General features: G+C 71.9%; 18 protein-coding genes. 8 read left to right on the top strand and 10 right to left on the bottom strand.

Going from position 1 to position 22,959, the window contains the following annotated elements:
* Positions 1-5: 5 nt before the first annotated feature.
* From ACF062_RS07865 to ACF062_RS07840, 6 genes are read right to left on the bottom strand one after another with little or no spacing between them, the layout of a single operon-like run.
* Positions 6-1,109, bottom strand: coding sequence for an MCE family protein (locus ACF062_RS07865; protein WP_392136905.1), 1,104 nt, complete (start codon positions 1,107-1,109; stop codon positions 6-8).
* Positions 1,106-2,182 carry an MCE family protein gene (locus tag ACF062_RS07860; protein ID WP_392136904.1) on the bottom strand — a complete coding sequence of 359 codons (1,077 nt, stop codon included), beginning with the start codon at positions 2,180-2,182 and terminating at the stop codon, positions 1,106-1,108. The genes ACF062_RS07865 and ACF062_RS07860 overlap by 4 nt, the downstream gene beginning before the upstream one ends.
* A complete protein-coding gene (locus ACF062_RS07855) occupies positions 2,179-3,441 on the bottom strand; it encodes an MCE family protein (RefSeq protein WP_392136903.1) in 1,263 nt (420 codons plus the stop codon). The genes ACF062_RS07860 and ACF062_RS07855 overlap by 4 nt, the downstream gene beginning before the upstream one ends.
* Position 3,442: 1 nt before the next feature.
* Positions 3,443-4,249 carry an MlaE family ABC transporter permease gene (locus tag ACF062_RS07850; protein WP_392136902.1) on the bottom strand — a complete coding sequence of 269 codons (807 nt, stop codon included), beginning with the start codon at positions 4,247-4,249 and terminating at the stop codon, positions 3,443-3,445.
* 5 nt (positions 4,250-4,254) lie between these two features.
* Complete coding sequence (locus ACF062_RS07845; protein ID WP_392136901.1) at positions 4,255-5,019, bottom strand: MlaE family ABC transporter permease; 765 nt, start codon at positions 5,017-5,019, stop codon at positions 4,255-4,257.
* Positions 5,016-6,110, bottom strand: coding sequence for an ABC transporter ATP-binding protein (locus ACF062_RS07840; RefSeq protein WP_392136900.1), 1,095 nt, complete (start codon positions 6,108-6,110; stop codon positions 5,016-5,018). Before ACF062_RS07840 ends, ACF062_RS07845 begins: the two co-directional genes overlap by 4 nt.
* Positions 6,111-6,694: 584 nt before the next feature.
* Between ACF062_RS07840 and ACF062_RS07835 the strand changes: the two genes are divergently transcribed.
* The 4 genes from ACF062_RS07835 to ACF062_RS07820 all read left to right on the top strand — a co-directional run bounded on the left by ACF062_RS07835 (position 6,695) and on the right by ACF062_RS07820 (position 11,564).
* Positions 6,695-7,327, top strand: a complete 633-nt coding sequence (locus tag ACF062_RS07835; RefSeq protein ID WP_392136899.1) for a hypothetical protein — start codon at positions 6,695-6,697, stop codon at positions 7,325-7,327.
* A 170-nt stretch (positions 7,328-7,497) separates the two neighbouring features.
* Complete coding sequence (locus ACF062_RS07830) at positions 7,498-9,099, top strand: DUF6801 domain-containing protein (protein WP_392136898.1); 1,602 nt, start codon at positions 7,498-7,500, stop codon at positions 9,097-9,099.
* Positions 9,100-9,173: 74 nt separating this feature from the next.
* Positions 9,174-10,136: a hypothetical protein gene (locus tag ACF062_RS07825; RefSeq protein ID WP_392136897.1), complete on the top strand. Its 963-nt coding sequence runs from the start codon at positions 9,174-9,176 to the stop codon at positions 10,134-10,136.
* 213 nt (positions 10,137-10,349) lie between these two features.
* A complete protein-coding gene (locus ACF062_RS07820; RefSeq protein WP_392136896.1) occupies positions 10,350-11,564 on the top strand; it encodes a helix-turn-helix domain-containing protein in 1,215 nt (404 codons plus the stop codon).
* A 17-nt stretch (positions 11,565-11,581) separates the two neighbouring features.
* Here the strand turns inward: ACF062_RS07820 and ACF062_RS07815 are convergent, their stop codons facing one another.
* The 3 genes from ACF062_RS07815 to ACF062_RS07805 all read right to left on the bottom strand — a co-directional run bounded on the left by ACF062_RS07815 (position 11,582) and on the right by ACF062_RS07805 (position 16,968).
* A complete protein-coding gene (locus tag ACF062_RS07815) occupies positions 11,582-12,814 on the bottom strand; it encodes an arginine deiminase (protein WP_392136895.1) in 1,233 nt (410 codons plus the stop codon).
* 81 nt (positions 12,815-12,895) lie between these two features.
* Positions 12,896-15,475, bottom strand: coding sequence for a polynucleotide kinase-phosphatase (locus ACF062_RS07810; RefSeq protein WP_392136894.1), 2,580 nt, complete (start codon positions 15,473-15,475; stop codon positions 12,896-12,898).
* Positions 15,472-16,968 (bottom strand): 3' terminal RNA ribose 2'-O-methyltransferase Hen1, encoded by a 1,497-nt coding sequence (locus tag ACF062_RS07805; protein WP_392136893.1) that lies wholly within the window; start codon positions 16,966-16,968, stop codon positions 15,472-15,474. The genes ACF062_RS07810 and ACF062_RS07805 overlap by 4 nt, the downstream gene beginning before the upstream one ends.
* 339 nt (positions 16,969-17,307) lie before the next feature.
* Between ACF062_RS07805 and ACF062_RS07800 the strand changes: the two genes are divergently transcribed.
* From ACF062_RS07800 to ACF062_RS07785, 4 genes are all read left to right on the top strand, one after another.
* Positions 17,308-17,910, top strand: a complete 603-nt coding sequence (locus ACF062_RS07800; protein WP_392136892.1) for a flavodoxin family protein — start codon at positions 17,308-17,310, stop codon at positions 17,908-17,910.
* Positions 17,911-18,103: 193 nt separating this feature from the next.
* On the top strand, positions 18,104-18,784 hold the full coding sequence (locus ACF062_RS07795; RefSeq protein WP_392136891.1) for a response regulator transcription factor: 681 nt from the start codon (positions 18,104-18,106) through the stop codon (positions 18,782-18,784).
* Positions 18,785-18,830: 46 nt separating this feature from the next.
* Entirely contained in the window at positions 18,831-19,472 is a 642-nt protein-coding gene (locus ACF062_RS07790) for a DUF4255 domain-containing protein (protein ID WP_392136890.1), read from the top strand.
* The gene (locus ACF062_RS07785; protein ID WP_392136889.1) at positions 19,469-21,523 is read left to right on the top strand and encodes an AAA family ATPase; all 2,055 of its coding nucleotides are present in this window, start codon (positions 19,469-19,471) and stop codon (positions 21,521-21,523) included. Before ACF062_RS07790 ends, ACF062_RS07785 begins: the two co-directional genes overlap by 4 nt.
* 49 nt (positions 21,524-21,572) lie before the next feature.
* Here the strand turns inward: ACF062_RS07785 and ACF062_RS07780 are convergent, their stop codons facing one another.
* Positions 21,573-22,958, bottom strand: coding sequence for a hydrogenase expression protein (locus ACF062_RS07780; RefSeq protein WP_392136888.1), 1,386 nt, complete (start codon positions 22,956-22,958; stop codon positions 21,573-21,575).
* Between the last annotated feature and the right edge of the window lies 1 nt (position 22,959).

Here is a 22,959-nt window from a genome sequence, read left to right as displayed (position 1 = left end):
CTTGCTCATTGTTCACCGCTCCCCCGGGCCGCCGCCGACTGCTTGGGCGGCATGCACGACGTCTTGGGCTGGGACCGCGCGGGCAGGTAGTCGCGGGGCACCACCCCGCACAGATAGCTGTCGAACCAGCGGCCGTTGCCGAGGGTGTTGCCGACGAGCCGGTAATAGGGGCCGACCAGGGCGAGCGTCCGGTCGAGCCGGGTGCTGTTCTCCTTCAGGACGGTCGTGACGCGGCCGAGCGCCTTCAGGGTGGGGCCGAGCTGCTTCTCGTTGTCGTCCACCAGGCCGCTCAGTTCCGTTCCGAGGGCGCGGCTGCCCTTCAGCAGAGCGGTGATGGCCTTGCGCCGGTCCTGGAGTTCGCCGAGCAGCGGGCCCGCGTCCTGGATGAGGGTCTCGAAGCTGGACTTCTTCTCCTTCAGCGTCTTGGTGAACTTGGCGCTGCCCTTGAGGAGTTCGGACAGTTCGCGGTCGCGCTTGGAGACCGAACGCGACAGGTCCGACAGTCCGGTGGCGGCCTTGCGGACGTGCGGCGGCGAGTTCTCGAAGGTGTCCGAGATCGTCTCGAAGCTCTTGGCGAGCTGCTCGGTGTCGATGGCACCGGCGGTGGAACCGAGGTCCTGGAACGCCTGGGTGACGTCGTACGGTGAGGTGGTCCGCGTCCGCGGGATGCGGTCGCCGGGGTCCTGCTCCCCCGTGCCGAGCGGATCGAGCGCCAGGTACTTGTCGCCGAGCAGGGTCTTGATGGCGATGGCGGCGGTGGTCCGGTCGCCGATCCAGGCCTTCTCGACCTCGAAGGTGACCTTCACCCGGTCCCTGTCGAGGCTCACGCCGGTGACCTCGCCGACCTTGACGCCCGCGACGCGCACCTCGTCGCCCTCGTCCAGGCCCGCCGCCTCGGTGAAGTCGGCGCTGTAGGTGGTGCCGCCGCCGGTGAGGGGCAGCCGGTCGGCGTTGTAGGCGAAGGCGGTGAGCAGCGCCAGCAGGAGCAGCCCCACGAGGGCCACGGCGACCGGGTCGCGGTCCTTGACCGGCTTCAGGCGCGGCGGGCGGAAGCGGCGGGGCGCGGGAGCGGGGGTGTCGTGGCGTTCGGGCCGCAGCAGCAGGGTCATGCGCCGCACCTCGCTTCGGTGACCGCGATGCCGGTGGGCGGCTCGGCGCCGGTGGAGGTGGTCACGCCGTCCACGCGGGCCTCGCAGAGGTAGAGGTTGAACCAGGAGCCGTAGGAGGACAGGCGGCCCAGGGCGGTCAGCTTGGCGGGGGTCCGCTCAAGGAAGTCCTCGATCTGCGGGGTGGCGTCGCCGAGGTTGTCCGAGAGGCGGCCCAACTGGCGGATGTCCTTCTTCAGGGGGGCGCGTCCCTCGTCGATGAGGTCGGCGGTCACGGTGGTCAGGTCGCCCATGGCCGTGACGGCCTTGCCGAGGGGCTTGCGGTCGGCGTTGAAGCCGGTGACGAGTTTCTGGAGGGTGTCCACGAGGCCGTCGAAGTCGGCCTCGCGGTCGTTGAGAGTGGTCAGGACGGTGTTGAGGTTCTTGACCACCTTGCCGATGACCTTGTCCTTGGCGGCGACCGTCGTACTGAGGGAGCCGACGTGCCGGATGAGGCTGTCGACGGTGCCGCCCTCGCCCTGGAGGACCTGCACGATGGAGCCGGCGAGTTCGTTGACGTCCTTCGGGGAGAGGCCCTCGAAGAGCGGCTTGAAGCCGTTGAAGAGCAGGGTCAGGTCCAGCGCGGGGGCGGTCCGGCCGAGCGGGATGGTGTCGCCGGCGTCGAGTGCGCCGGCGATGCCGCCGCTGCCCCGGTCCAGGGCGATGTAGCGCTGCCCGACCATGTTGAGGTACTTCACGGCGGCGGTGGTCGACGCGGGCAGGGTGCGGTCGTCGCGGACGGTGAAGGTGACCTGGGCGGTGCGCCGGCCGACGACGCGGACGTCGGTGACCCGGCCGACCTCGACCCCGGAGATGCGGACGCTGTCGCCGTCGGTGACTCCGGTGGCGTCGGTGAACAGCGCCTTGTAGGAGAGGCTGTCGTCGCCGACGCCGGTGCCGGAGACGCTCAGCCCGAGGACGGCCGTGGCCAGCGCGGTGACCACCAGGAAGGCGAGGGACTTGAGCACCGGGCCGGTCAGCGGACGGCGCCGGGTGGGGGCGGTGTGCCGGGTGTCGGCGGTGCGCCGGAGCATCATCGCAGGGTCACCTCCGTGCCGCGCAGTGCCGGGCCCGCGAGCAGGGTGCTCCACTCGGGGAGGTCGGCGGCGGCCTTGCCTGCGGCCGGTGCGAGGAGTTCGTTGACGAGGTCGTTCTCCTGTGGGGAGTTGGCGGGGCCGAGGTCCTGCCCGGCCCCCGCGGGGGCCCGCACGGCCGGTTTCGCGGCGACGCCGAGGTAGGGCACGGGGTAGCAGCGGGGGCCGCCGTCCGCGTCGTACGAAGGGGTGTCGCGGCCGGGGCGGTAGGCGCCTCGGGAGGGCACGGTGGTGACGTCGACCCGCAGGCCGGGCCGGTCGGTGCCCTTGCCGAGGGCCTTGTCCATGGCCGGCACGGAGTCGGCGAGGGTGCGCAGGGTGCAGGGGAAGGCCGAGGAGTACTCGGCGAGCAGTTCCAGGGTGGGCCGGGAGGAGGCGGAGAGCCGGATGATGTTGTCCTCGTTCTGCCGCAGGAAGGCGGTCAGGTCCTCGGCCGTCCTGGTGGTGGCGCCGAAGGTGCCGGCCAGTTCGCTCTCCTTCTCGGCCAGGGTGCCGCTGGTGGTGGTGAAGTCGGTGAGGGCCGTGAGGATGTCGGGGGCGGCGTCGGCGTAGACATGGCTGACCTTCACGAGGTGCTTCAAGTCGCGGTTCAGTGTGGGCAGTCGGGGGTTGAACTTCCGCAGGTGGGAGTCGAGGAGGGTGAGGGTGTCCCCGAGCCGGTCGCCGCGTCCCTCCAGGGCCTGGGCGACGGCGGAGAGGGTGGCGGACAGCTTCTGTGGCTGGACGGCGGTCAGCATGGGCAGCACGTCGTCGAGGACCTGCTGGAGTTCGACGGCGTTCGCGGAGCGGTCCTGCGGGATGACGGCACCCGCGGCCAGCGGTCGCGCGGACGGCGACGCGGGCGGCACCAGCGCGACGAAGCGTTCGCCGAACAGGGTGGTGGGCAGCATCTGGGCGCGTACGTCGGCGGGTATCCGGGCGAGGGTATTGGGGCGCAGGGCGAGGGTGAGCCGGGCGCCGTCGTCGGTGGCGTCGATCTCGCGGACCTCGCCGACGACGACGCCGCGCAGTTTCACCTCGGCGCCCAGGTGCATCTCGTTGCCGACGCTGCCGGTCTCCACGACCACCGGGGCGGAGTCGGTGAACCGCTTGTCGTAGACGGCGACCGCGAGCCACACCAGCAGGGCGGGGACCACCAGGAAGACCACTCCGGCGAGCCGGCGGCGCACGGTCGCGCCCCGCGCCAGGTTCACCGCGACCATGTCAGCCCGCCACCTTCACGGTCGTGGTGGCGCCCCACAGGGCCAGCGACAGGAAGAAGTCGGTGACGCTGATCAGCACGATGGCGTTGCGCACCGACCGGCCGACGGCGACGCCCACTCCGGCCGGGCCGCCGGAGGCGCGGTAGCCGTAGTAGCAGTGGGCGACGATCACCATCACGCTGAAGATGAGCACCTTCAGGACGGAGAGCAGCACGTCCGTGGGGGAGAGGAAGAGATTGAAGTAGTGGTCGTACGTTCCCCGGGACTGGCCGTTGAAGAGGACCGTGACGTAGCGGGATGCCAGGTAGGAGGAGAGCAGCCCGATCGTGTAGAGGGGGATGATGGCGACGACGCCGGCGATGATGCGGGTGGTGACCAGGTAGGGCAGGGAGCGGATGCCCATGCCTTCGAGGGCGTCGACCTCCTCGTTGATGCGCATGGCGCCGAGCTGGGCGGTGAAGCCGGCGCCGACGGTCGCGGAGAGGGCGAGCCCGGCGACCAGCGGGGCGATCTCACGGGTGTTGAAGTACGCGGAGACGAACCCGGTGAAGGCGGCGGTGCCGATCTGGTCGAGGGCCGCGTATCCCTGAAGGCCCACCACGGTCCCCGTGAACAGGGTCATCGCGATCATCACGCCGATGGTGCCGCCGATGACCCCGAGTCCGCCGGTGCCGAAGGCGACCTCGGCGAGGAGGCGCTGCACCTCTTTGAGGTAGCGGCGCAGGGTGCGGGGGATCCAGAGCAGGGAGCGTACGTAGAACAGGAGTTGGTCGCCGGAGCGGTCCAGCCAGGCGAGCGGGGAAGCCACGGGACTCAGCCTCCCTTCGGCGGCACGAGTTGGAGGTAGACGCCCGTCATCACCATGTTGACGAAGAAGAGCAGCAGGAAGGTGATGACGACGGACTGGTTGACGGCGTCGCCGACGCCCTTGGGGCCGCCGCGCGGGTTCAGGCCGCGGTAGGCGGCGACGACGCCCGCGATGAACCCGAAGACCAGGGCCTTGAGTTCGCTGATGTAGAGGTCGGAGAGCTGGGCGAGGGCGGAGAAGCTGGAGAGGTAGGCGCCGGGGGTGCCGCCCTGGAGGAAGACGTTGAAGGCGTAGCCCCCGAGGATGCCGACCACGGAGACCAGGCCGTTGAGCAGGACCGCGACGCCCATGGTGGCCAGGACGCGGGGTACCACCAGGCGTTGCACGGGCGATACGCCCATGACCTCCATGGCGTCCAGTTCCTCGCGGATGGTGCGCGAGCCGAGGTCGGCGCAGATCGCGGAGCCGGCCGCGCCCGCGATGAGCAGGGCGACGATCAGCGGGCTCGCCTGCTGTACGACGGCCAGCACGCTGGCGCCGCCGGTGAAGGACTGGGCGCCGAGCTGCTGGGTGAGCGAGCCGACCTGGAGGGCGATCACGGCGCCGAACGGGATCGCGACCAGGGCGGCGGGCAGGATGGTCACCCCGGCGATGAACCAGAACTGCTCCACGAACTCCCGGAACTGGAACGGCCGCCGGAAGATCGCCCGCGCCACCTCGACGGCGAGCGCGAACAGCCGCCCGGTCTGCCGCAGGGCACCGGCGATCACGCCCCACTCCCGTTGGCCCGCGTCGGGAGGGTGGGGGTGCCGGGCGCGGCCGAGGCGCCGGACACGCTGGACGCGCCGGGCCCACCGGAGGTGCCGGTCCCACCGGAGGTGCCGGGCGCGCCGCCCGTCACATGGACGGCGTACGTATGGGTGATGGCGGTGCGGGCCGCGGGCGGCAGGCGGTCGAGCATGCCGAGGACCCGCTCCTTGCGCCGGGTGACGGCGCGGCGCGGCGGAAGTCCGGGGGACGGCTCCAGTTGCGGGATGATCTCCCGCGGGGCGTCGGCGCCCCGCGCCCCCGCGGCCTCGGCGGCGAGGGTGGCGGCGTCCTTCTCCTCCGACATCCCGATCGGACCTTCGCGGCGGCCGGACAGGAACTGCGCCACGACCGGTTCCTCACTGGTCAGAAGCACCTCGCGCGGGCCGAAGGTGACCAGTTCGCGCCGGAAGAGCATGCCCATGTTGTCGGGAACCGTGGCGGCGATGTCGAGATTGTGGGTGACGATCAGCATCGTCGCGTCGATCTGCGCGTTCAGGTCGATCAGCAGCTGGGAGAGGTAGGCCGTACGGACGGGATCGAGCCCGGAGTCGGGTTCGTCGCACAGGATGATCTGCGGGTCGAGCACGAGTGCGCGGGCGAGCCCGGCCCGCTTGCGCATGCCGCCGCTGATCTCCCCGGGCAATTTGCCCTCGGCGCCCAGCAGTCCGACGACGTCGATCCGCTCCATGACGATGCGGCGGATCTCCGACTCCTTCTTCCGCGTGTGCTCGCGCAGCGGAAAGGCGATGTTGTCGAAGAGGGACATGGAACCGAAAAGAGCACCGTCCTGGAACATGAGCCCAAATTTTTTGCGGGTCTCGTAGATATCCCGTTCCGGGCTGTTCACCATGTCGACGCCATCGATGAGGACACGGCCGCGCTCCGGCTTCAGCAGCCCGATGAGCGATTTGAGGAAAACGGTCTTTCCGGTGCCGGACGGGCCGAGCATGACGCTGACCTCTCCGGCTGGCAGGGTGAGACTCACGTCCTGCCAGATCCGCTGCGTGCCGAATGATTTGGTGAGGCCCTCGACCACCACTTCGATTCCCATATCGCCTCCAAAGTGGGTGCCTGCGGTCGAGTCCGTGTGCGGGGTTCGGGGCAGGGCCGCGCGGCTCCCGAGGGGGGCGCGGCGCCGCACGGCCCTGCCGTCGGACGGCTGTCCGCCCCTGTAGGAGGGCAGGGCCGGAAAGTCGTCCGGGACGCCTCCTCGGCAGGGGTTCCCACCAGGAGATCAGCGCCTGGTCCGGCACGCTACGGCTGAGTAACCTGGCGGGGCAAGAGAAGGATCCGAATTTCCCCAAGGTTTGAGTTCAGCCACCGCCTCTTTGTCACCGCGGCGACAAGTGCCCGCCTCCGCTTTGTCACTCGGTGAGCAGCACAGGCCCCGGCAAGCACCGATGCCTTTCTTAGCAACGGATGACTAAGCGGGGGCCCGGACTGCTCACCCGGGGAACAGGCATTTCCACTCACCGAAAGAATCTTGGCCGATCCCATTGTTCGCCTAAGTTTCCCGCAAGTAACGTCGTGGGTCGCGGCCGAGGAATTCCGAGCCGCGTACCGCCCGTTCTTCCGCTCCATGAGTACGGGCGCGCTCCCCTTCTGCCGGTCAAACCACAAGGGAGTCCCCACGTCATGAAGAAGTCCCTGACAAGAATCGCCGTCGTGACGGGCGCGGGTACCGCCGCCTTCGTCATGGCCGTCGCCCCCGCATCGGCCGTCCCCTCCACGATCTGGACCGTCACACCGTCGCCGGCCAACTTCTCGGCGGCCAACAGCGGGAACATCGTGCTGACCGCCAACATCCCGATGACGTGTACGACGTCCAGCGCCTCGGGCACGATGGCCGGCGCCACCGGCAACCCCGCGACGGTGGGCAACATCAACGCCATCAACTTCGGCACCAGCGCCTCACCGTGCACCAGCGTCCTCGGCAACGTCACGACCATCGCGACCACGCCCTGGACCGTCGTCGCCCAGGACTACACCGCCTCGTCCGGTGTGACGAAGGGCCACATCGGCAACGTCAACGCGAAGGTGACCGCCGGCGCCTGCGTGTTCACCGTGCAGGGCAAGGCCACCGGCACCTACACCAACTCCACCGGCATCCTCGCGGTCACCAGCGTCAGCGGCGACCTGGCCGTCACCTCGGCCTCCGGCTGCGGCACCGTGGTCACCACCGCCACCAAGCCCACCTTCAAGGGCAACTACGCGGTCAAGGTCACGGGCACGAACACCATCCCGAAGATCGTCGGATCCAACCCGTGAGCGGAGCCGTGAGAGCGGAGCCGTGAGAGCGGAGCCGTGAGAGCGGAGCCGTGAGCGGAACGCGGCTCGCCGTACGCCCGGCCGGTGGTCCCGGCCGGGCGTGCGGGCCGCCCGCACGCGGCCGCCGCCGTCGGCCATCCGACCCCAGGACGATCCGAGCGGAGTGACAGATGACAGGCCCCCGCACCGCTGCCCGACGGGCGGTCCGCAGCCGTGCGCGCGGCGCGGCGATCGCCGCGTTCGTCGTGCTGGCCGCCACCGTGCCCGCGGCGGCCGGGGCGTCCGGTACGCAGCAGATCGACGTCGCGCTGCCCTACGTATGCCTGTTCCCCTCCGGAGAGCACTCCGCGGCGGTACGGATCTCGGCGGCCTTCCCCGAGCGGGTGGCGGCCGGTGAGCCGATCGAACCCGCGGACGTGACCACGACCGTCGAGCTGCCGAAGCCGGCGGTCGCGGACCTCGCGGCGCTCGGTGCGGCCGGCGTGCGCGCGGCGACCCGGCTCGAGGTCGGCGTCACACAGGACGAGGCCACCGCCGAGGCGACCTGGCACGGCAGCACGGAACCCGCGGCCCTGCCCGCGGAGGGGCCGCTGACCCTGACCGCGACGGGAGACGTCCCCTCGGTCACCGGGCGTGGTGCGGGCGAACTGTCCATGACGGCGGGCGACTTCAGCCTGGACTTCACCCTGACCACCGCCGACGGCGGCGCCCCCGACCCCGCCGAGGTGACCGTCGACTGCGCCCTCGCCGAGGACGTCCCGGACGGGGGCCGGCTGGTCGGCGTCCTGGTCGGCGCGGACGACGACGGCGGCACGGACGGCCCCGGCGGACCGCCCTCCGGATCACCGTCAGGATCGCCCTCCGGCGTGCCGTCCGCCTCCGGCGCACCGGGGCAGCCCGAGGAGGGCCCGCCGGGCCGGCAGGGCGAGCGCGCCCCGAAGGTCACCGAACCCGGCCAGGGCGGTGCCGCCGCCAAGGCGACGGCGCCGACCTGCAAGTACGACGAGAGATACCCGGCCGGGCCGATGTCGCTCAACGCCTACATCACCGGCTACTCCAACGTGAACAAGCTCGATGGCGCCGCGCTGATCCCGCCGTTCTGCACGCTCATCACCCAGGGCGAGCCCCAGTTCGAGTTCTTCCCGGACTACAGCGGCGCCTGGATCACCCAGCACTCCACCGCCGACCTCTACCACCGGCAGCGCAAGCAGACCCCGCCCTTCGAGGCGACCTTCCTGACCTTCGACTTCACTCCCACGACGGCCACGATGGTGCTGGAGCAGACGGGCCCGATGACCATCGACTCGCACGGCACCACCGACTTCGTGTTCACCAGCACGGACACCCACGTCCGGGCGCCGCTCGTGCTCCGGGTGACGAAGCTGGAGGTCAACGGCACCCCGCTGGACGTCGGGGCGAACTGCCGGACCAAGACCTCCCTCGCCTCCCCGGAGCCGGAACCGGCGAAGTACCCCGGTGACCACCTGGTCCTGCACGGCCGGGGCGAACAGACCACCGGCGAGCCCGCCACCGGCTATCTGCTGCTGTCCGGCGGTCCGCTGACCGGCAAGGTCACCATCCCCGCCTTCACGGGCTGCGGCACCGCCGACGGTGAGGACCTCGACCGCCTGCTCACGGCCTCGGTGTCCGGTTCCGGCAACTACGTCAAGCAGATCCAGGGGCAGACCTGCTTCGTCTCGGCCGATGTGCTCAACCCCGACGAGTGCACCGACGACGCCCAGCCCCGCAAGGTCCCCGTCGCCGAACGGTGACCCCCTCGCCACACCCTTCACCCCCTCCACCCTCTCCCCTCCCCTCTCCCCTCTCCCCTGACCAGGAAGGCCCCATGATGCGGTTCTCCCTCCGCGCCACAGCCGCCACCACCGCCGCCACCACCGCCACCGTCCTCGGCACCGCGCTCGGCGTAGTCGCCTCCATGGGCACCGCCACCGCGGCCGCCGCCGTGCCGAACGGCGAGTGGGCGCCCTTCACCCGCTGTCCCGTGGACGCCCCGGCGATGCTGGCCGCCGACGGCCTGGACCGCACCCCCCAGTGCGTGGTCTCCACCTCGCCGAACGGCTCCATCAAACTGGGCAAAACCACAGTGCCCACGGGCCGGACCAACCTCCAGATCGGGGTCGTGCAGAACGCCGACGGGACCAGCTCCGTGGTGGCCCCGCCCGGCGGTGCCCTCATCGCCGACTCCGCGACCGTCCCCGGCGGCCTGCTCGGGCTGATGTGCCCGAGCGACATCCCCGCGATCTCGGACATCTGCGAGCAGCTCAGCGACAGCACCCTCAACAAGATCACGGCGACGGTGGAGTCCGTGGGCACGCCCTACGACTTCGACCAGACCGCCGGCATCGTCACCGACAAGCCGATCGTCGCCATACCGGTCCGCATCCACCTGAAGAACCCGTTCCTCGGCAGCAAGTGCTACATCGGCACCGCCGCCAAGCCCGTCGTTCTGCGGCCAGAGAACCTGCAGTTCCCCGAGTTCGGCATGTCGTTCTTCCGCGGTGACGGCACCATCGCCGAGGACGGCGAGATGAGCCGCGTCAACCTCACCGGGGCCGCGCAGAACGACAGCACCTTCGCCGTGCCGGGCGCCAGTGGCTGCGGTCTCGGCCTGCTCGGCCTGATCGACGCGGCGGTCAACGCCAAGACCGGACTGCCCTCCGCCGCCGGGAAGAACACCCTGACGCTCAACAACGCCCAGACCCACCTCGCCGGCCTGACCGCCCCCGGCACCTTCGCCCCCGACGCGGGCAGGCGCCTCGCGGAGAACTGGCACTCCGCCGTCGGCTGATGGCCGCGCGACGGCGATTCTCAGCCGTCCCGGCAGCTATACCACGCCCCACCGCACCGAAATGTGCACGGACTGTGTACGTCCCACCGAACTTGTCTTAGCTTCAGCAGCCCAGACACGTGGCACCTCAGGTCCGGTCGTGCGCCCCGCCCGTGCAGGAGCGGGGCACACGACCGGTGCATCGTGGGCACCGAAGAGCAAGGGACGGCACTCATGCCTTCATCCACGCCACCGATTGAAGGCGGTGAACCTCTGGGGCCTCTCCCCAAGGAGCTCGCCGCCTACATGAGACCGGAGTTACCCGGCCTCATGAAGCAGATCGGCGCCGAGGTCACGCGGGCCTATCCGGTGTACGGGCGGCTGCTCAACGGCCCCCACGCCGAGCCCATCCGGCAGGGTGTCGAGCAGGCCCTGTCCGTCTTCGTGGACCGCGTCGCCGACCCCGGCAAGAACGTCGTGCTCCGCGACGAACTGCTGCGCGAGTTCGGCCGCGTGGAAGCCTACGAGGGACGCGCGATGGAGACCCTCCAGGGGGCGTACCGGCTCGGCGCCCGCGTCGCGCTGCGCCGCGCCAAGGCCTTGGGCCAGCAGTACCGGCTCTCCCCCACCCTCATCCTCGCCTTCGCCGACGCCCTGTTCGCCTACGTCGACGAACTGGAGCAGATCTCCCGCGAGGGCTACGCCGAGGTGCGGGCGCGGGCCTTCTCCGAGGTTCCGGTGCGGCGCAGACGACTGCTGCACCTCATCCTCGCCGCTCCCCCGCTGCCCCAGGAGCTCCCCGGGCTCTGTGAGGCCGCCGCCTGGCGCCTGCCCGCCGAGGTCACCATGGTCGCCCTGCGCTCACCGGTCCCGGGGCACCTGGAGGCGGGTCTCGCCGACGACGTCCTGTGCGACCTGGACACCCCGCAGCCGCACCTGCTGGTGCCCGGGGCCCTCACCCCGGAACGCCTGGCGACGCTCGACTCGGCGCTGGCGGGCGCCCGCGGCGCGGTGGGCCTGACCGTGCCGCCGGTCGAGGCGGCCGACTCCATCCGCTGGGCGCGCCGTGTGCTCCAGCTGATCGACGAGGGTGTGGTGGCCGACGCTCCCCTGGTCCGCTGCGAAGACCATCTCGTGACGCTGTGGCTGCTGTCCGACCCGGCTCTGGTGAAACACCTCGCGGCCGGGGAGCTGGCGCCGATCGACCACCTGCCGGCCAGCCGCCGCGACCGGCTCGTCGAGACCCTGCGGGTGCACGTCTCCACGCGCGCGCCGGCGGAGCAGGTCGGCGAGCTGCTGGGCGTACACGCGCAGACCGTGCGCTACCGCCTGCGGAACCTGGACGTCCTGCTGGGCGACCGCCTCGCCGACCCCGATCACCGCTTCGCCCTGGAGGCCTCGCTGCGCGCCCTGCAACTGCTCTCCCGCGACCACGGCACCGGGGAGTAGCGGGGCCGAAGGTGCCCCTACGCCCCCGGCACCGGGTCCCGCGTCACGGGGCAGCTCATGCACCGCGGCCCGCCCCGGCCGCGCCCCAGCTCGCTCCCCAGGATCTCGATCACCTCGAGGCCCTGCTTGCGCAGATAGGTGTTGGTCGTCGCGTTCCGCTCGTACGCCAGCACGACGCCCGGCTCGACCGCGAGGACGTTGCAGCCGTCGTCCCACTGCTCCCGCTCGGCCGCGTGCACGTCCTGGGTGGCGGTGAGCACCCGGATCGTGTCCAGTCCGAGCGCGGCGGCGATCGCCCGGTGCATGTTCTCCGGCGGGTGGTCGGTGACCTTCAACTCCCGGTCGCCGACGCCGGGTTCGATGGTGTAGGAGCGGAGCATGCCAAGGCCCGCGTACTGCGTGAAGGTGTCGCCGTCGACCATCGTCATGACCGTGTCGAGGTGCATGAACGCGCGCCGCTTCGGCATGTCGAGCGCCACGATGGTCTGCGCGGAGCCCGCCGCGAACAGCTTGTGGGCGAGCATCTCGACGGCCTGCGGCGTGGTGCGCTCGCTCATGCCGATGAGCACCGCGCCCTTGCCGATGACGAGGACGTCGCCGCCCTCGATGGTCGAGGGGTAGTCCGCCTGGCCCTGCGACCAGACGTTGAAGTGCTCGCCGCGGAACAGCGGGTGGTACCGGTAGATCGCCTCGAAGTGCACGGTCTCGCGCTGCCGGGCGGGCCAGCGCATCGCGTTGATGGAGACGCCGTCGTAGATCCAGGCCGACGTGTCACGCGTGAAGAGGTGGTTGGGCAGTGGGCCGAGCAGGAAGTCGTCCAGGTCCATGCAGTGGAAGCGCACGGAGGTCGGCTCGGGGTGGGCCTCCAGGAACTCCCGTTTGGTCATGCCGCCCACCAGCGCCTCGGCCAGCTCCACCGACGGCAGCGTCTCGAACGCGATCCGCAGGTGGTCGGTGGCCAGAGGGCCGTACTCCTTCTCGTCGAAGACGCGGTCCAGGATGAGCAGGCGGGCCTCGGGCACGTCCAGGGTCTCTTTCAGCAGGTCGCCGAAGAGGTGCACCGCCACGCCCCGGTCGCGCAGCACGTCCGCGAAGCCGTCGTGCTCCTGGCGGGCCCTGCGCACCCACAGCACGTCGTCGAAGAGCAGTGCGTCCTTGTTGCTCGGAGTCAGCCGCTTGAGCTCCAGATCGGGGCGGTGCAGTATGACGCGGCGCAGCCGCCCGGCCTCGGAGTCGACATGGAATCCCATGGGTCCATCTTTCCCCGGCCGGGCGGCTCACGCGCGGTCAACACGGCACCTGATGACTGTTCAGGCGCCGTGCGCCCGAACTCAGAGCCGCGGGTCCACCGGCTCCGACTCCAGGGCGAGTACCGCGAAGACCGCCTCGTGGACGCGCCACAGCGGCTCACCGTCCGCCAGCCGGTCCAGGGCCTCCAGGCCGAGCGCGTACTCGCGCAGGGCGAGCGACCGCTTGTGGGCGAGGGTGCGGCCCCGCAGCTTCTCCAGGTTCTGCGGCCGTGTGTACTCCGGGCCGTAGATGATCCGCAGGTACTCGCGGCCACGGCACTTGACGCCGGGCTGCACAAGGCGTCCATGAGCGTTCCTGGCCAGGGCCTCGACCGGCTTGACGACCATGCCCTCGCCGCCGCGGCCCGTCATCTCCAGCCACCAGTCGACGCCTGCCCGCACCGACGCCTCGTCGTCGGTGTCGACGTAGAGGCGGCGGGTGGTCTGGAGCAGGTCGGAGCCCTGGCTGCCGTCGTGCTCCACCATCCGGTCGATCAGGGCCAGTTGCCGGTCGTGCGGCAGCCCGGCGAGGCTGCGGCCCTGGACGGCCAGGATCTGGAACGGCGCGAGGCGTACGCCCTCCAGGCCGTCGGTCGGCCAGCAGTAGCGGCGGTAGGCATCGGTGAACGCGGCGGCGTCCGCGGCCCGTTCACGCTGCCGGGCGAGCAGCGCGCCCGCGTCGACACCGCGCGACACCGCGGCCTCCAGGGCGGCCAGCGCGCCGGGGAAGGCGGCCCCGGCGGCGGCGCCCACGGCCGCGTACTCCGTGCGGAGCAGACCGGACGCCTTCAGCGACCAGGGCATCAGCTCGGCGTCGAGCAGCAGCCAGTCCGTCTCCAGCTCCTCCCACAGACCCGCCTCGGTGACGGCGGCGCGCACCCGGCCGAGCAGCTCCTCGGTGACGGACGGGTCGGCGAAGAAGGGGCGGCCCGTGCGGGTGTAGAGGGAGCCGCTCGGACCGTCCACGCCGAAGCGCTCCCGGGCCACGTCCGCGTCGCGGCAGACCAGGGCGACCGCGCGCGAGCCCATGTGCTTCTCCTCGCACACGACGCGGCCGACGCCGTCCTGCGCGTACGAGGCGAAGGCCTCGGCCGGGTGTTCCAGGTAGCCCTCCCGCCGTGACGTGGCGATGGGCGCCATCGTCGGCGGCAGGTAGGGCAGCAGGCGCGGGTCGGTCGCGAAGCGGCTCATGACTTCGAGGGCCGCCGCCGCGTTCTCCTCGCGCACGGCGACGCGGCCCGCGTGCCGGGTCTCCACCACGCGGCGACCGTGTACGTCGGTGAGGTCGAGCGGCCGTCCGTCGTGGCCGCCCGGTGCCTCGCCGCGCAGCGGCTTGGCGGGCTCGTACCAGACCCGCTCCGCGGGGACGTCGACGAGCTCGCGCTCCGGCCAGCGCAGCGCGGTCAGCTTGCCGCCGAAGACGGCGCCGGTGTCCAGGCAGATGGTGTTGTTCAGCCAGGTCGCGGTGGGCACGGGGGTGTGGCCGTAGACGACCGCGGCCCGGCCGCGGTACTCCTCCGCCCACGGATAGCGCACCGGCAGTCCGAACTCGTCGGTCTCGCCGGTGGTGTCGCCGTACAGCGCGTGCGAGCGCACCCGCCCCGACGTGCGCCCGTGGTACTTCTCGGGCAGCCCTGCGTGGCAGACGACCAGCTTGCCGCCGTCGAGGACGTAGTGGGACACGAGCCCGTCCACGAACTCCCGCACCCGCGCGCGGAATTCGTCGCTCTCCCCCGCCAGCTGCCCGACGGTCTCGGCCAGGCCGTGGGTGTGCTGGACGCTGCGGCCCTTGAGGTGGCGGCCGAGCTTGTTCTCGTGGTTGCCGGGCACGCACAGCGCGGTGCCGGCGGCGACCATCGCCATGACGCGGCGCAGCACGCCCGGGGTGTCGGGGCCGCGGTCGACGAGGTCGCCGACGAAGACGGCGGTACGCCCTTCGGGGTGCGCCCCGTCGACGTAGCCGAGTTCGCGCAGAAGGGTCTCCAGCTCGGCGGCGCAGCCGTGGACGTCGCCGATGATGTCGAAGGGGCCGGTGAGGTGGGAGAGGTCGTTGTAGCGCTTCTCGGTGACGACGCGGGCGCCGTCGATCTCCTGAACGCCGCGCAGGACGTGCACCTTGCGAAAGCCCTCGCGTTCCAAGTGCCGCAGGGAGCGGCGCAGTTCGCGCTGGTGGCGCTGGATGACGCGGCGGGGCAGGCCGGCCCTGTCCGCGCGCATGGCGTTGCGCGCGGCGCAGACGTCCTCGGGCACGTCGAGCACGATGGCGATGGGCAGCACGTCGTACCGCCTGGCCAGCTCGATCAGCTGCTTACGGCTGTCGCTCTGCACGTTGGTGGCGTCGACGACGGTGCGGCGGCCCGCGGCCAGCCGCTTGCCCGCGATGTAGTGCAGCACGTCGAAGGCGTCACCGCTGGCGCTCTGGTCGTTCTCGTCGTCGGCGACGAGCCCCCGGCAGAAGTCGCTGCCGATCACCTCGGTGGGCTTGAAGTGGCGCCGGGCGAAGGTGGACTTGCCGGAGCCGGTGGCGCCGACGAGTACGACGAGGGAGAGGTCGGTGACGGGAAGCACGCGGCCTCTCACGTCGGTATCGGTGGTGGCATCGGCGTTGTCGTCGTGGGTCATGCTGCCCGCACCTGCTTCACGTTCTTGTCCGTCTTGGTGATCGTGGGGTCCGTCCGGTGGAAGACGGCCAGCTGGGTCGGCGGGCCCACTTCGGGGTCCTCGTCGCCGACCGGCTCGAACTCCACGTCGTAGCCGTGGCGTTCGGCGACCCGGCGCGCCCACGCCCGGAACTCCTCGCGGGTCCACTCGAAGCGGTGGTCGCCGTGACGGGCGTGGCCGGCCGGGAGGGCCTCATAGCGGACGTTGTACTCGACGTTCGGCGTCGTCACCAGGACCGTGCGGGGCCGCGCCGAGCCGAACACCGCGTACTCCAGGGCGGGCAGCCGCTCCACGTCGAGGTGCTCGATCACCTCGCAGAGGACCGCCGCGTCGTACCCCTTGAGCCGCTTGTCGGTGTACGCCAGCGAGCCCTGGAGGAGCGTGACGCGCTGCGCCCTGCGGTCGCCCATGCTCTCCAGCTTGAGCCGCCGCGCGGCGGCGGTCAGCGCGCGCATGGACACGTCGACCCCGACGATCTCGGTGAACCGCTGGTCCTTGAGCAGCGCCTGCACCAACTGGCCCTGGCCGCAGCCGAGGTCGAGCACGCGCCCGGCCCCCGCGGCGGTCAGCGCCGCGAGGATCGCCTCGCGGCGCCGCACGGCGAGCGGCACCGGCTTCTCCTCCGTGTCGCTCTCCTCGTCGACGGCGTTGTCGATCTCGGCGACGTCAGTGTCGTCCGCCTCGGCGAGCCGCAGCAGTTCGAGGCGCTCCTGCGCCTCGCGGGTCAGGGACCGGCGCCGCGACAGATAGCGGCTGGTGATGAGGTGCTGCTCCGGGTGGTCCGCGAGCCAGCCCTCACCGGCCCGCAGCAGCTTGTCGACCTCGTCCGCCGAGACCCAGTAGTGCTTGGCGTCGTCGAGGACGGGGAGCAGGACATAGAGGTGGCGCAGTGCCTCGCCGAGAGTCAACCGCTCCTCGGGCGCGTCGAGCACGAGGCCCACGTACCGCGAGTCGCCCCACTGCGGGAACCGCTCGTCCAGCGGCACCGGCGTCACCGTCACCGTCCAGCCCAGCGGCGCGAAGAGCGCCCGCACCAGGTCGGCACCGCCGTGCGCGGGCAGCGCGGGCACCTCGACGCGCAGCGGCAGCGGCAGCGCCGCCCGCTCGGGCCGTGCGGGGCACACGCCGCGCATCGCGCTGGAGAACACCGCGCCGATCGCGACGGCGAGCAGCGACGACGCGGCGTAGGGCCGGTCGTTCACGTACCGCGCGAGTGCCGCGTCGGGGGCGCCGCCCCGGCCCTTGCCCTTCCCGCGCCGCACGAGCGCGACGGGATCGATCTCCAGGAGCAGCGCGGCCGTGCACCGCCCGGCGGTCGCCTCGGGGTAGAGGACGTGCGCGGTGCCGTACGAGGTCGAGAACGCCTGCGCCTTGCCGGGATGCTTGTGCAGCAGGAAACCGAGGTCGGTCGCGGGGCGTTCAGGGGTGCCGGTGGTGCTGATCGTCAGGAACACGGTGGGTGGCCTCGAAACGGGATGAGGGCTGTGGATGCGCGCTCCGGGACCATGAACGCGGCCCCTTGTACGGGCTCGCGGCGGTACGTACGCCGCGCCGCGGCAACCCCCGCGCAACGGCGCCCCGCCCCCGGTACGCCCCCTCAACGTACCGCGCGCGCCGCCCGCGCACCCGGGAATTTTCCCTCGTCAGCCAGGTGCGGGGAGCGCGGGAGCGGTGTCTTCGGCGGCGCCGCCGCCGGGGGCGCCCGGCATGCGGGGCGATGTTTCGTGCGTGATGATCTGGACACTGGAGGCCTCAGCACCACGTACCGCATCCGTCCCGCGAAGGAGTCCACCGTGCGCGCCCTGGCACTCGTCTGCACCCTCTCCCCCTCCCCCGCCCCGTCCAGCAGTGAGCTGCTGGCGGGGCAGGTGCTGACCGAGATGGAGAAGCTGGGTGTCGGCGTGGAGTCCGTGCGGATCGCCGACCACGACGTGCGGTCGGGCGTCTCGACGGACCTGGGCGAGGGCGACGCCTGGCCCGCGCTGCGCGAGAAGATGCTCGCGGCCGACATCCTGCTGCTGGCCACCCCGATCTGGCTCGGCCACCCCGCGAGCATCTGTCAGCGCGTCCTCGAACGGCTGAACGCCGAGACCGAGACCGACGACGAGGGGCGCCCGCTGATCCACGGCAAGGTGGCGGCCGTGGCGGTCGTGGGCAACGAGGACGGCGCGCACAAGGTGAGCGCCGACGTCTTCCAGGGGCTCAACGACATCGGCTTCAGCCTGGCGCCGGGGGCCGTCACCTACTGGGTGGGCGAGGCCCAGCAGGGCACCGACTACCAGGATCTCGACGAGACCCCGGAGGCCGTCGCCGACACCACCCGGGCCCTCGCGGCGAACACCGTCCACCTGGCGCGGCTGCTGCGCGACGCCCCTTTCCCTCCCCCGGCATCCTGACGGTCCGACGAGCCGACGGCCGCCTCCCCGAAGTGGCCGCTTACGTCCACTCACGTCCGCTCACGTCCGCTCACGTCGGTAAACATCCGCGTTGATCCGTCGGTAATCGTTTGTTGATCGGTTCCGATCACCCTGTGCCCGTCGATATTCGGGGGAAGACAGGGAAAGACCAGTGTCGGATACACGCATATCGGTGGCCGTACACGCCGCCGACCCCCTCAGCCGCGCCGGAGTGATCAGTCACCTCCGCCACCAGCCCAGCGTCGAGCTGGTGGACCGCACCGAGGACCCATCGCAGACACCATCGCAGGCACATCGGAACAACACCCACGGCACGGCGCCCGCACCGGAGCGGGTCGCCGTCATGCTCGTGGACCGGCTCGACGACCCCGCGGGCACCGAACTGCGCCGGCTCGCCAGGTCCGCCGAGCAGCGCGTCGTCCTCATCGCCAGCGAACTGCGCGAGCCGGAGCTGCTCGCGGTCGTCGAGTGCGGCGTACGCGCCATCCTCTGGCGGCACCAGGCGACCCCGCAGAAGCTGCTGCGCGCCGTCCACAGCGCGGCGCGCGGCGAGGGGGAGCTGCCGCCCGACCTCATCAACCGGCTCATGACCCAGCTCGGGCGGCTGCGGCTCTCGGCGCTGGACGGGTCGCCGTCCGCCGCCGGGGCCCTCGTGCCGACGCTGGGCATGGCTCCCCGCGAGGTCGACGTCGTGCGGCTGATCGCGGAGGGCCTCGACACCAAGCAGATCTCGGAGAAGCTCGCCTACTCCGAACGCACCGTCAAGAACGTCCTGCACGCGCTGATGACGCGCTTGCAGCTCCAGAACCGCGCGCATGCCGTCGCGTACGCGCTGCGGGAGGGATACATCTGATGCCGCCGATCCACCGCCTCCGCCCGTCCGGGCCGGGGGTTTCGCCGTGATCCATGAAGTGGACGAAGCGCTGCGCCAGTTGCTGCGGGCCGCGCTCCCCGAAGGGTCCGGCGAGGTCGTCTTCGAGGCGCCCAACCGCGACTGGGCGGCGCGCCGCAACGCGCCCACGCTCAACTCGTACCTGTACGACATCCGCGAGGACGTGGCGCGGCGCGAGCGCGGCGCGTACGCGGAGCGGGGGCCGGACGGCGTGGTGCTGCGCAGGCGGCAGCCGCCGCGCTGGTTCCGGCTCTCGTACCTGCTCACCGCCTGGACCAACCGCCCCGAGGACGAGCACCGGCTCCTCTCGGCGGCCCTCGGCACCCTGCTCCCGCACGAACTGCTGCCGCCGGACCGGCTGCCGGACGCGCTCGCCGCGCTCGGGGTCCCGCTGCCGCTCAGCGTCGCGGTGCCGCCGCCCGAGTCCCGGTCCATCGCGGACATCTGGTCGGCGCTCGGCGGTGAGCTCAAGCCGTCCCTGGACGTGGTGATCACGGTGCCGTTCCCGGTGTCGCCGACGTACGACGTGGCGCCGCCCGTCACCGAAGGCGCCGTCGTCGCCGTACGCGGCATCAGCGGCGAGCCGGGCGACGCGCGCCCGCGGATGCTGCGGACCAGGCCCAGCGAGCGCAAGGGCGGCACCCCGTGAGCGCCCCCGACACGCTGCTCGCGCTGCTCGACGCCCTGCGCGGGCGCGTGGCGGAGCTGGTGGAGCGGCGCGGCTTTGCCGACCCGACGGCGGCCGACCCGCTGCGCGGCATGTATGTGACGCAGGAACTGGCCCACCGGCTGGCCACGGCTCCCCCGCAGCCCCCCGCGGCGGTCACCGGGACGGACGAGATGGGCGGCACACTGGGCGAGACGGCGCGGGCCTTCGGACTGTCCGCCCTGGACCAGCGCATCCTGCTGGCCGCCTGCGCACCGGACGTGGACCGCCGCTTCGAGCCGCTGTACGGGTATCTCAACGACGACGTGGGGCGGCGCAGGGCCACGGTCGCGCTCGCCCTCGACCTCGCGGGCACCGCCCCGCACGACCCGGCCGCCCGCGCCCGCTTCCACCCCCTCGCGCCACTGCGCGCCGGGGGCCTCCTCACGCTTGAGGACGAGGACCGGCCGCTGCCGGGTCGGGCGCTGCGGGTACCGGAGCGGGTGGTGGCGCGGCTGCTCGGCGACGACGGGCTCCTCGACCCGGAACTGGCGGGCCGGGGCGTCGAGTTGCTGCTTCCGGTGGCACGGGAGGCCCACACCTCCGGTGATGCGCTGGCCGCGCGCGTCGCGGACCTCGCCGCCGACCGGGTGCTCCTCGTCCACCTGCGGGAACGCAGGGACGGCTCCGCCGCCGAGCCGGTGGCCGACGCGCTGCGGGCCGCCGGGCTGCCCGTGCTGCGCCACCGGCCGGCGGCCGGGCCGGGAGACGACACCGGCCGCGTCGCCCTCGCCCTGCTGCGGGAGGCACGGCTGCGCGGAGCCGCGATCGTCGTGGGTCCGCTGCCCGCCGAACCGGGGCCCGTGGTGCGGTCCTTGGCGACCGGGGACGTCCCCGTGGTGTTCGTCGGAAGTGAGCCCTACGACCCCGGGTGGGCGCCGGACGCGGGACTGCTCGCGCTGGACGCGCCGCCGCCGGACGGGATCGACGCGGCGCTGGTGTGGCGCGCCGAGCTGGCCCGGTACGGGCACGAGCACCACGCCCCCGACGCCGACGCCGACGCCGACGCCGACCACGGTCCCGGTTTCGACCTGGCAGAGGCCGTCGCCCCCTACCGGCTCAGCGCCGCGCAGATCCGCCGGGCCGCCCGCGCCGCCGCGAACCTCGCCGCGTTCGACGGCACCGCGCCGACCGCCGCGCACCTCCAGAGCAGTGCCCGGCTCCAGTCCGCGCCCCTCCTGGACAAGCACGCCCGGCGGATCCGGCCCGAGGTGGGGTTCGACGACCTCGTACTGCCGGACGAACCGCTCGCGATGCTGCGTGAGCTGGCGCTGCGCGCCCGGCACCGCGACAAGGTGCTCGGCGAATGGCGGCTGCGCACCGGCGGCGGACGCGGGCGCGGCGTCATCGCGCTGTTCGCCGGGGACTCCGGCACCGGCAAGACGCTGTCGGCCGAGGTGGTCGCCGGTGAACTGGGCCTCGACCTCTACGTGGTGGACCTGTCGGCGGTGGTCGACAAGTACGTCGGCGAGACGGAGAAGAACCTGGAGCGCATCTTCGTCGAGGCGGACCGTACGGACGCCGTGCTGCTCTTCGACGAGGCCGACGCCGTCTTCGGCAAGCGCTCGGAGGTCAAGAGCTCGCACGACCGGTACGCCAACCTGGAGAGCGCCTATCTGCTCCAGCGGCTGGAGGCCTTCGACGGCATCGCGGTGCTGACCACCAATCTGCGGTCCAACATCGATGACGCGTTCACCCGGCGCCTGGACCTGGTGGTCGACTTCCCGTTCCCGGACGTCGACCAGCGCGTCACGCTGTGGCGGACCTGCCTGTCCGGGACACCCTGCGCACCCGATCTGGAGGCCGAACTCACCCGGTGCGCCAAGGAGTTCGAGCTCGCGGGCGGCGGTATCCGGTCGGCCGCGGTGACCGCCGCCTATCTGGCGGCGGGGCGCGGCGGCCCGGTCTCGGGCGCCGATGTACGGGCCGGGGCGCGGCGCGAGTACCGCAAGATGGGCCGGCTCGAACCGGGTGGGGCACTGCCCTGGCAGTGACCCACCCGCCTCCGAGGAACGGAACGGAACGGAACGGAGCGGGGCTGGTCTACTCGGGCCAGTCGGAGATGGTCCAGCCCATGCTCTTGCTGTTGTCGTCGCACTTCCAGGTGACCGCGCTCGTGTCGTTCTGCATGTCGACGAGGCACTCACCGGAACCGACGGCGACGATCCGCGTCAGCCCGTCGGGCCGCTTCTCCAGCTTCCACTTCTGGTTGTCCGGCAGCTGCCCCGACTCGATGTTCTCCGGCGGGGCGTGGAAGATCTGGGCGATGTTGGTGTTCAGCTTCTGGTCGAGGACGGTGCCGGGGGCGTGGGCGGGCTCCAGGGCGTAGGTGTCCGACTCCGGGTAGTGATGGAGGATCCAGTCCTGGTTTTGGCCGAACTCGTCGGTGAGGGACGGGTTCTGGCCGACGTAGGTGCCGTCCTCCCGCTTGCCCTCCTTGACCTCCAGGTACCAGCCGCCGCCCTCGGCGCTGCGGATGGTGTGCGTCTTGGGACCCTCGGGTTCCTCTTCCTTCTCCTCACCGCCGCCGCCGGACTCGGACTCCGGTTCCTCGCCCTTGCCCTCGTCGGCCGGGGGCGCGGGCTTCTCCTTCTTCTCCTCGCTCGGCTCGGGCTTGGGGCTCGGCGCCTTCTTCATCTTGTCGCCCTGCGGGAGCTGCTGCTGCTTGCCGGGCAGCTCCCTCGCCTGGCTGGTCAGGGCCGGCTTGTGCTGGAACCACAGCACGGCCGCCGCGATGCCCAGCGCGACCAGGACCGAGAGCACCGCCATCGCCCAGCGCGGGATCACCGAAGGCTGTACGTACGTGCCGCGCAGCTCGACGGGCTCGGGGACCCCGGCCCGCAGCACGGAGACGGTGAACGGATGCTTGCTGGTGCCGCCGACCCAGCTCACCGCGCCCGGCTTCAGGCGCAGGTCGGCGAAGCCGGCGCGGCCCGGGGCGACCTGGACGGAGCCCGGCTCGGACTCGACCTCCAGCTCCTCGCCGTTCTCCCGGCCGGAGAAGGAGGCGGTCAGCTGCTGGTTGCCGATGTTGTCGACGGCCACGGCGGCCCGTGCGCCGAACCGGCCGCGTACGACCAACGGCAGGAGTTCCGTGCGCAGTTCGGTGAAGGGGCCGACGGTCACCTGGCCCTCGACGACGTCCGCGGTGTGCGGCGCCTCGCGCGGCACCACCCGCACGCCCACCGGTGTCGGTCCCGCCGCCGCGTCCGGTGTCCGGGGCGGCGCGAGCTCGACATCGGCCGTGGCCTCCGCGCCCGGATACAGGCGCAGTACGTCGGGCTGTACGCGGGCCCAGCCCGCCGTGGCGCCGACCACCTGGAGGCGGTACTCCTCGACGGTGTCACCCGTGTTGCGCACCCGCAGCCGCATCTTCGCGGTGGAGCCGGGCTCCACCGTCGTCGCGGCGGGTTCCAATGCTGTCCACATG

The sequence above is a fragment of the Streptomyces sp. NPDC015345 genome (assembly GCF_043078805.1).
Taxonomy (GTDB): Bacteria; Actinomycetota; Actinomycetes; order Streptomycetales; family Streptomycetaceae; genus Streptomyces.
This window is presented reverse-complemented; position numbering and strand designations above follow the sequence as displayed.

What these genes read in the sequence shown, in the direction of transcription:
- ACF062_RS07780 (WP_392136888.1), bottom strand. Translation starts at nt 22,958, where the DNA reads ATGTGGACAGCATTGGAACCCGCCGCGACGACGGTGGAGCCCGGCTCC.
- ACF062_RS07855 (WP_392136903.1), bottom strand. Translation starts at nt 3,441, where the DNA reads ATGGTCGCGGTGAACCTGGCGCGGGGCGCGACCGTGCGCCGCCGGCTC.
- ACF062_RS07810 (WP_392136894.1), bottom strand. Translation starts at nt 15,475, where the DNA reads ATGACCCACGACGACAACGCCGATGCCACCACCGATACCGACGTGAGA.
- ACF062_RS07865 (WP_392136905.1), bottom strand. Translation starts at nt 1,109, where the DNA reads ATGACCCTGCTGCTGCGGCCCGAACGCCACGACACCCCCGCTCCCGCG.
- ACF062_RS07820 (WP_392136896.1), top strand. Translation starts at nt 10,350, where the DNA reads ATGCCTTCATCCACGCCACCGATTGAAGGCGGTGAACCTCTGGGGCCT.
- ACF062_RS07835 (WP_392136899.1), top strand. Translation starts at nt 6,695, where the DNA reads ATGAAGAAGTCCCTGACAAGAATCGCCGTCGTGACGGGCGCGGGTACC.
- ACF062_RS07840 (WP_392136900.1), bottom strand. Translation starts at nt 6,110, where the DNA reads ATGGGAATCGAAGTGGTGGTCGAGGGCCTCACCAAATCATTCGGCACG.
- ACF062_RS07825 (WP_392136897.1), top strand. Translation starts at nt 9,174, where the DNA reads ATGATGCGGTTCTCCCTCCGCGCCACAGCCGCCACCACCGCCGCCACC.
- ACF062_RS07830 (WP_392136898.1), top strand. Translation starts at nt 7,498, where the DNA reads ATGACAGGCCCCCGCACCGCTGCCCGACGGGCGGTCCGCAGCCGTGCG.
- ACF062_RS07860 (WP_392136904.1), bottom strand. Translation starts at nt 2,182, where the DNA reads ATGATGCTCCGGCGCACCGCCGACACCCGGCACACCGCCCCCACCCGG.
- ACF062_RS07815 (WP_392136895.1), bottom strand. Translation starts at nt 12,814, where the DNA reads ATGGGATTCCATGTCGACTCCGAGGCCGGGCGGCTGCGCCGCGTCATA.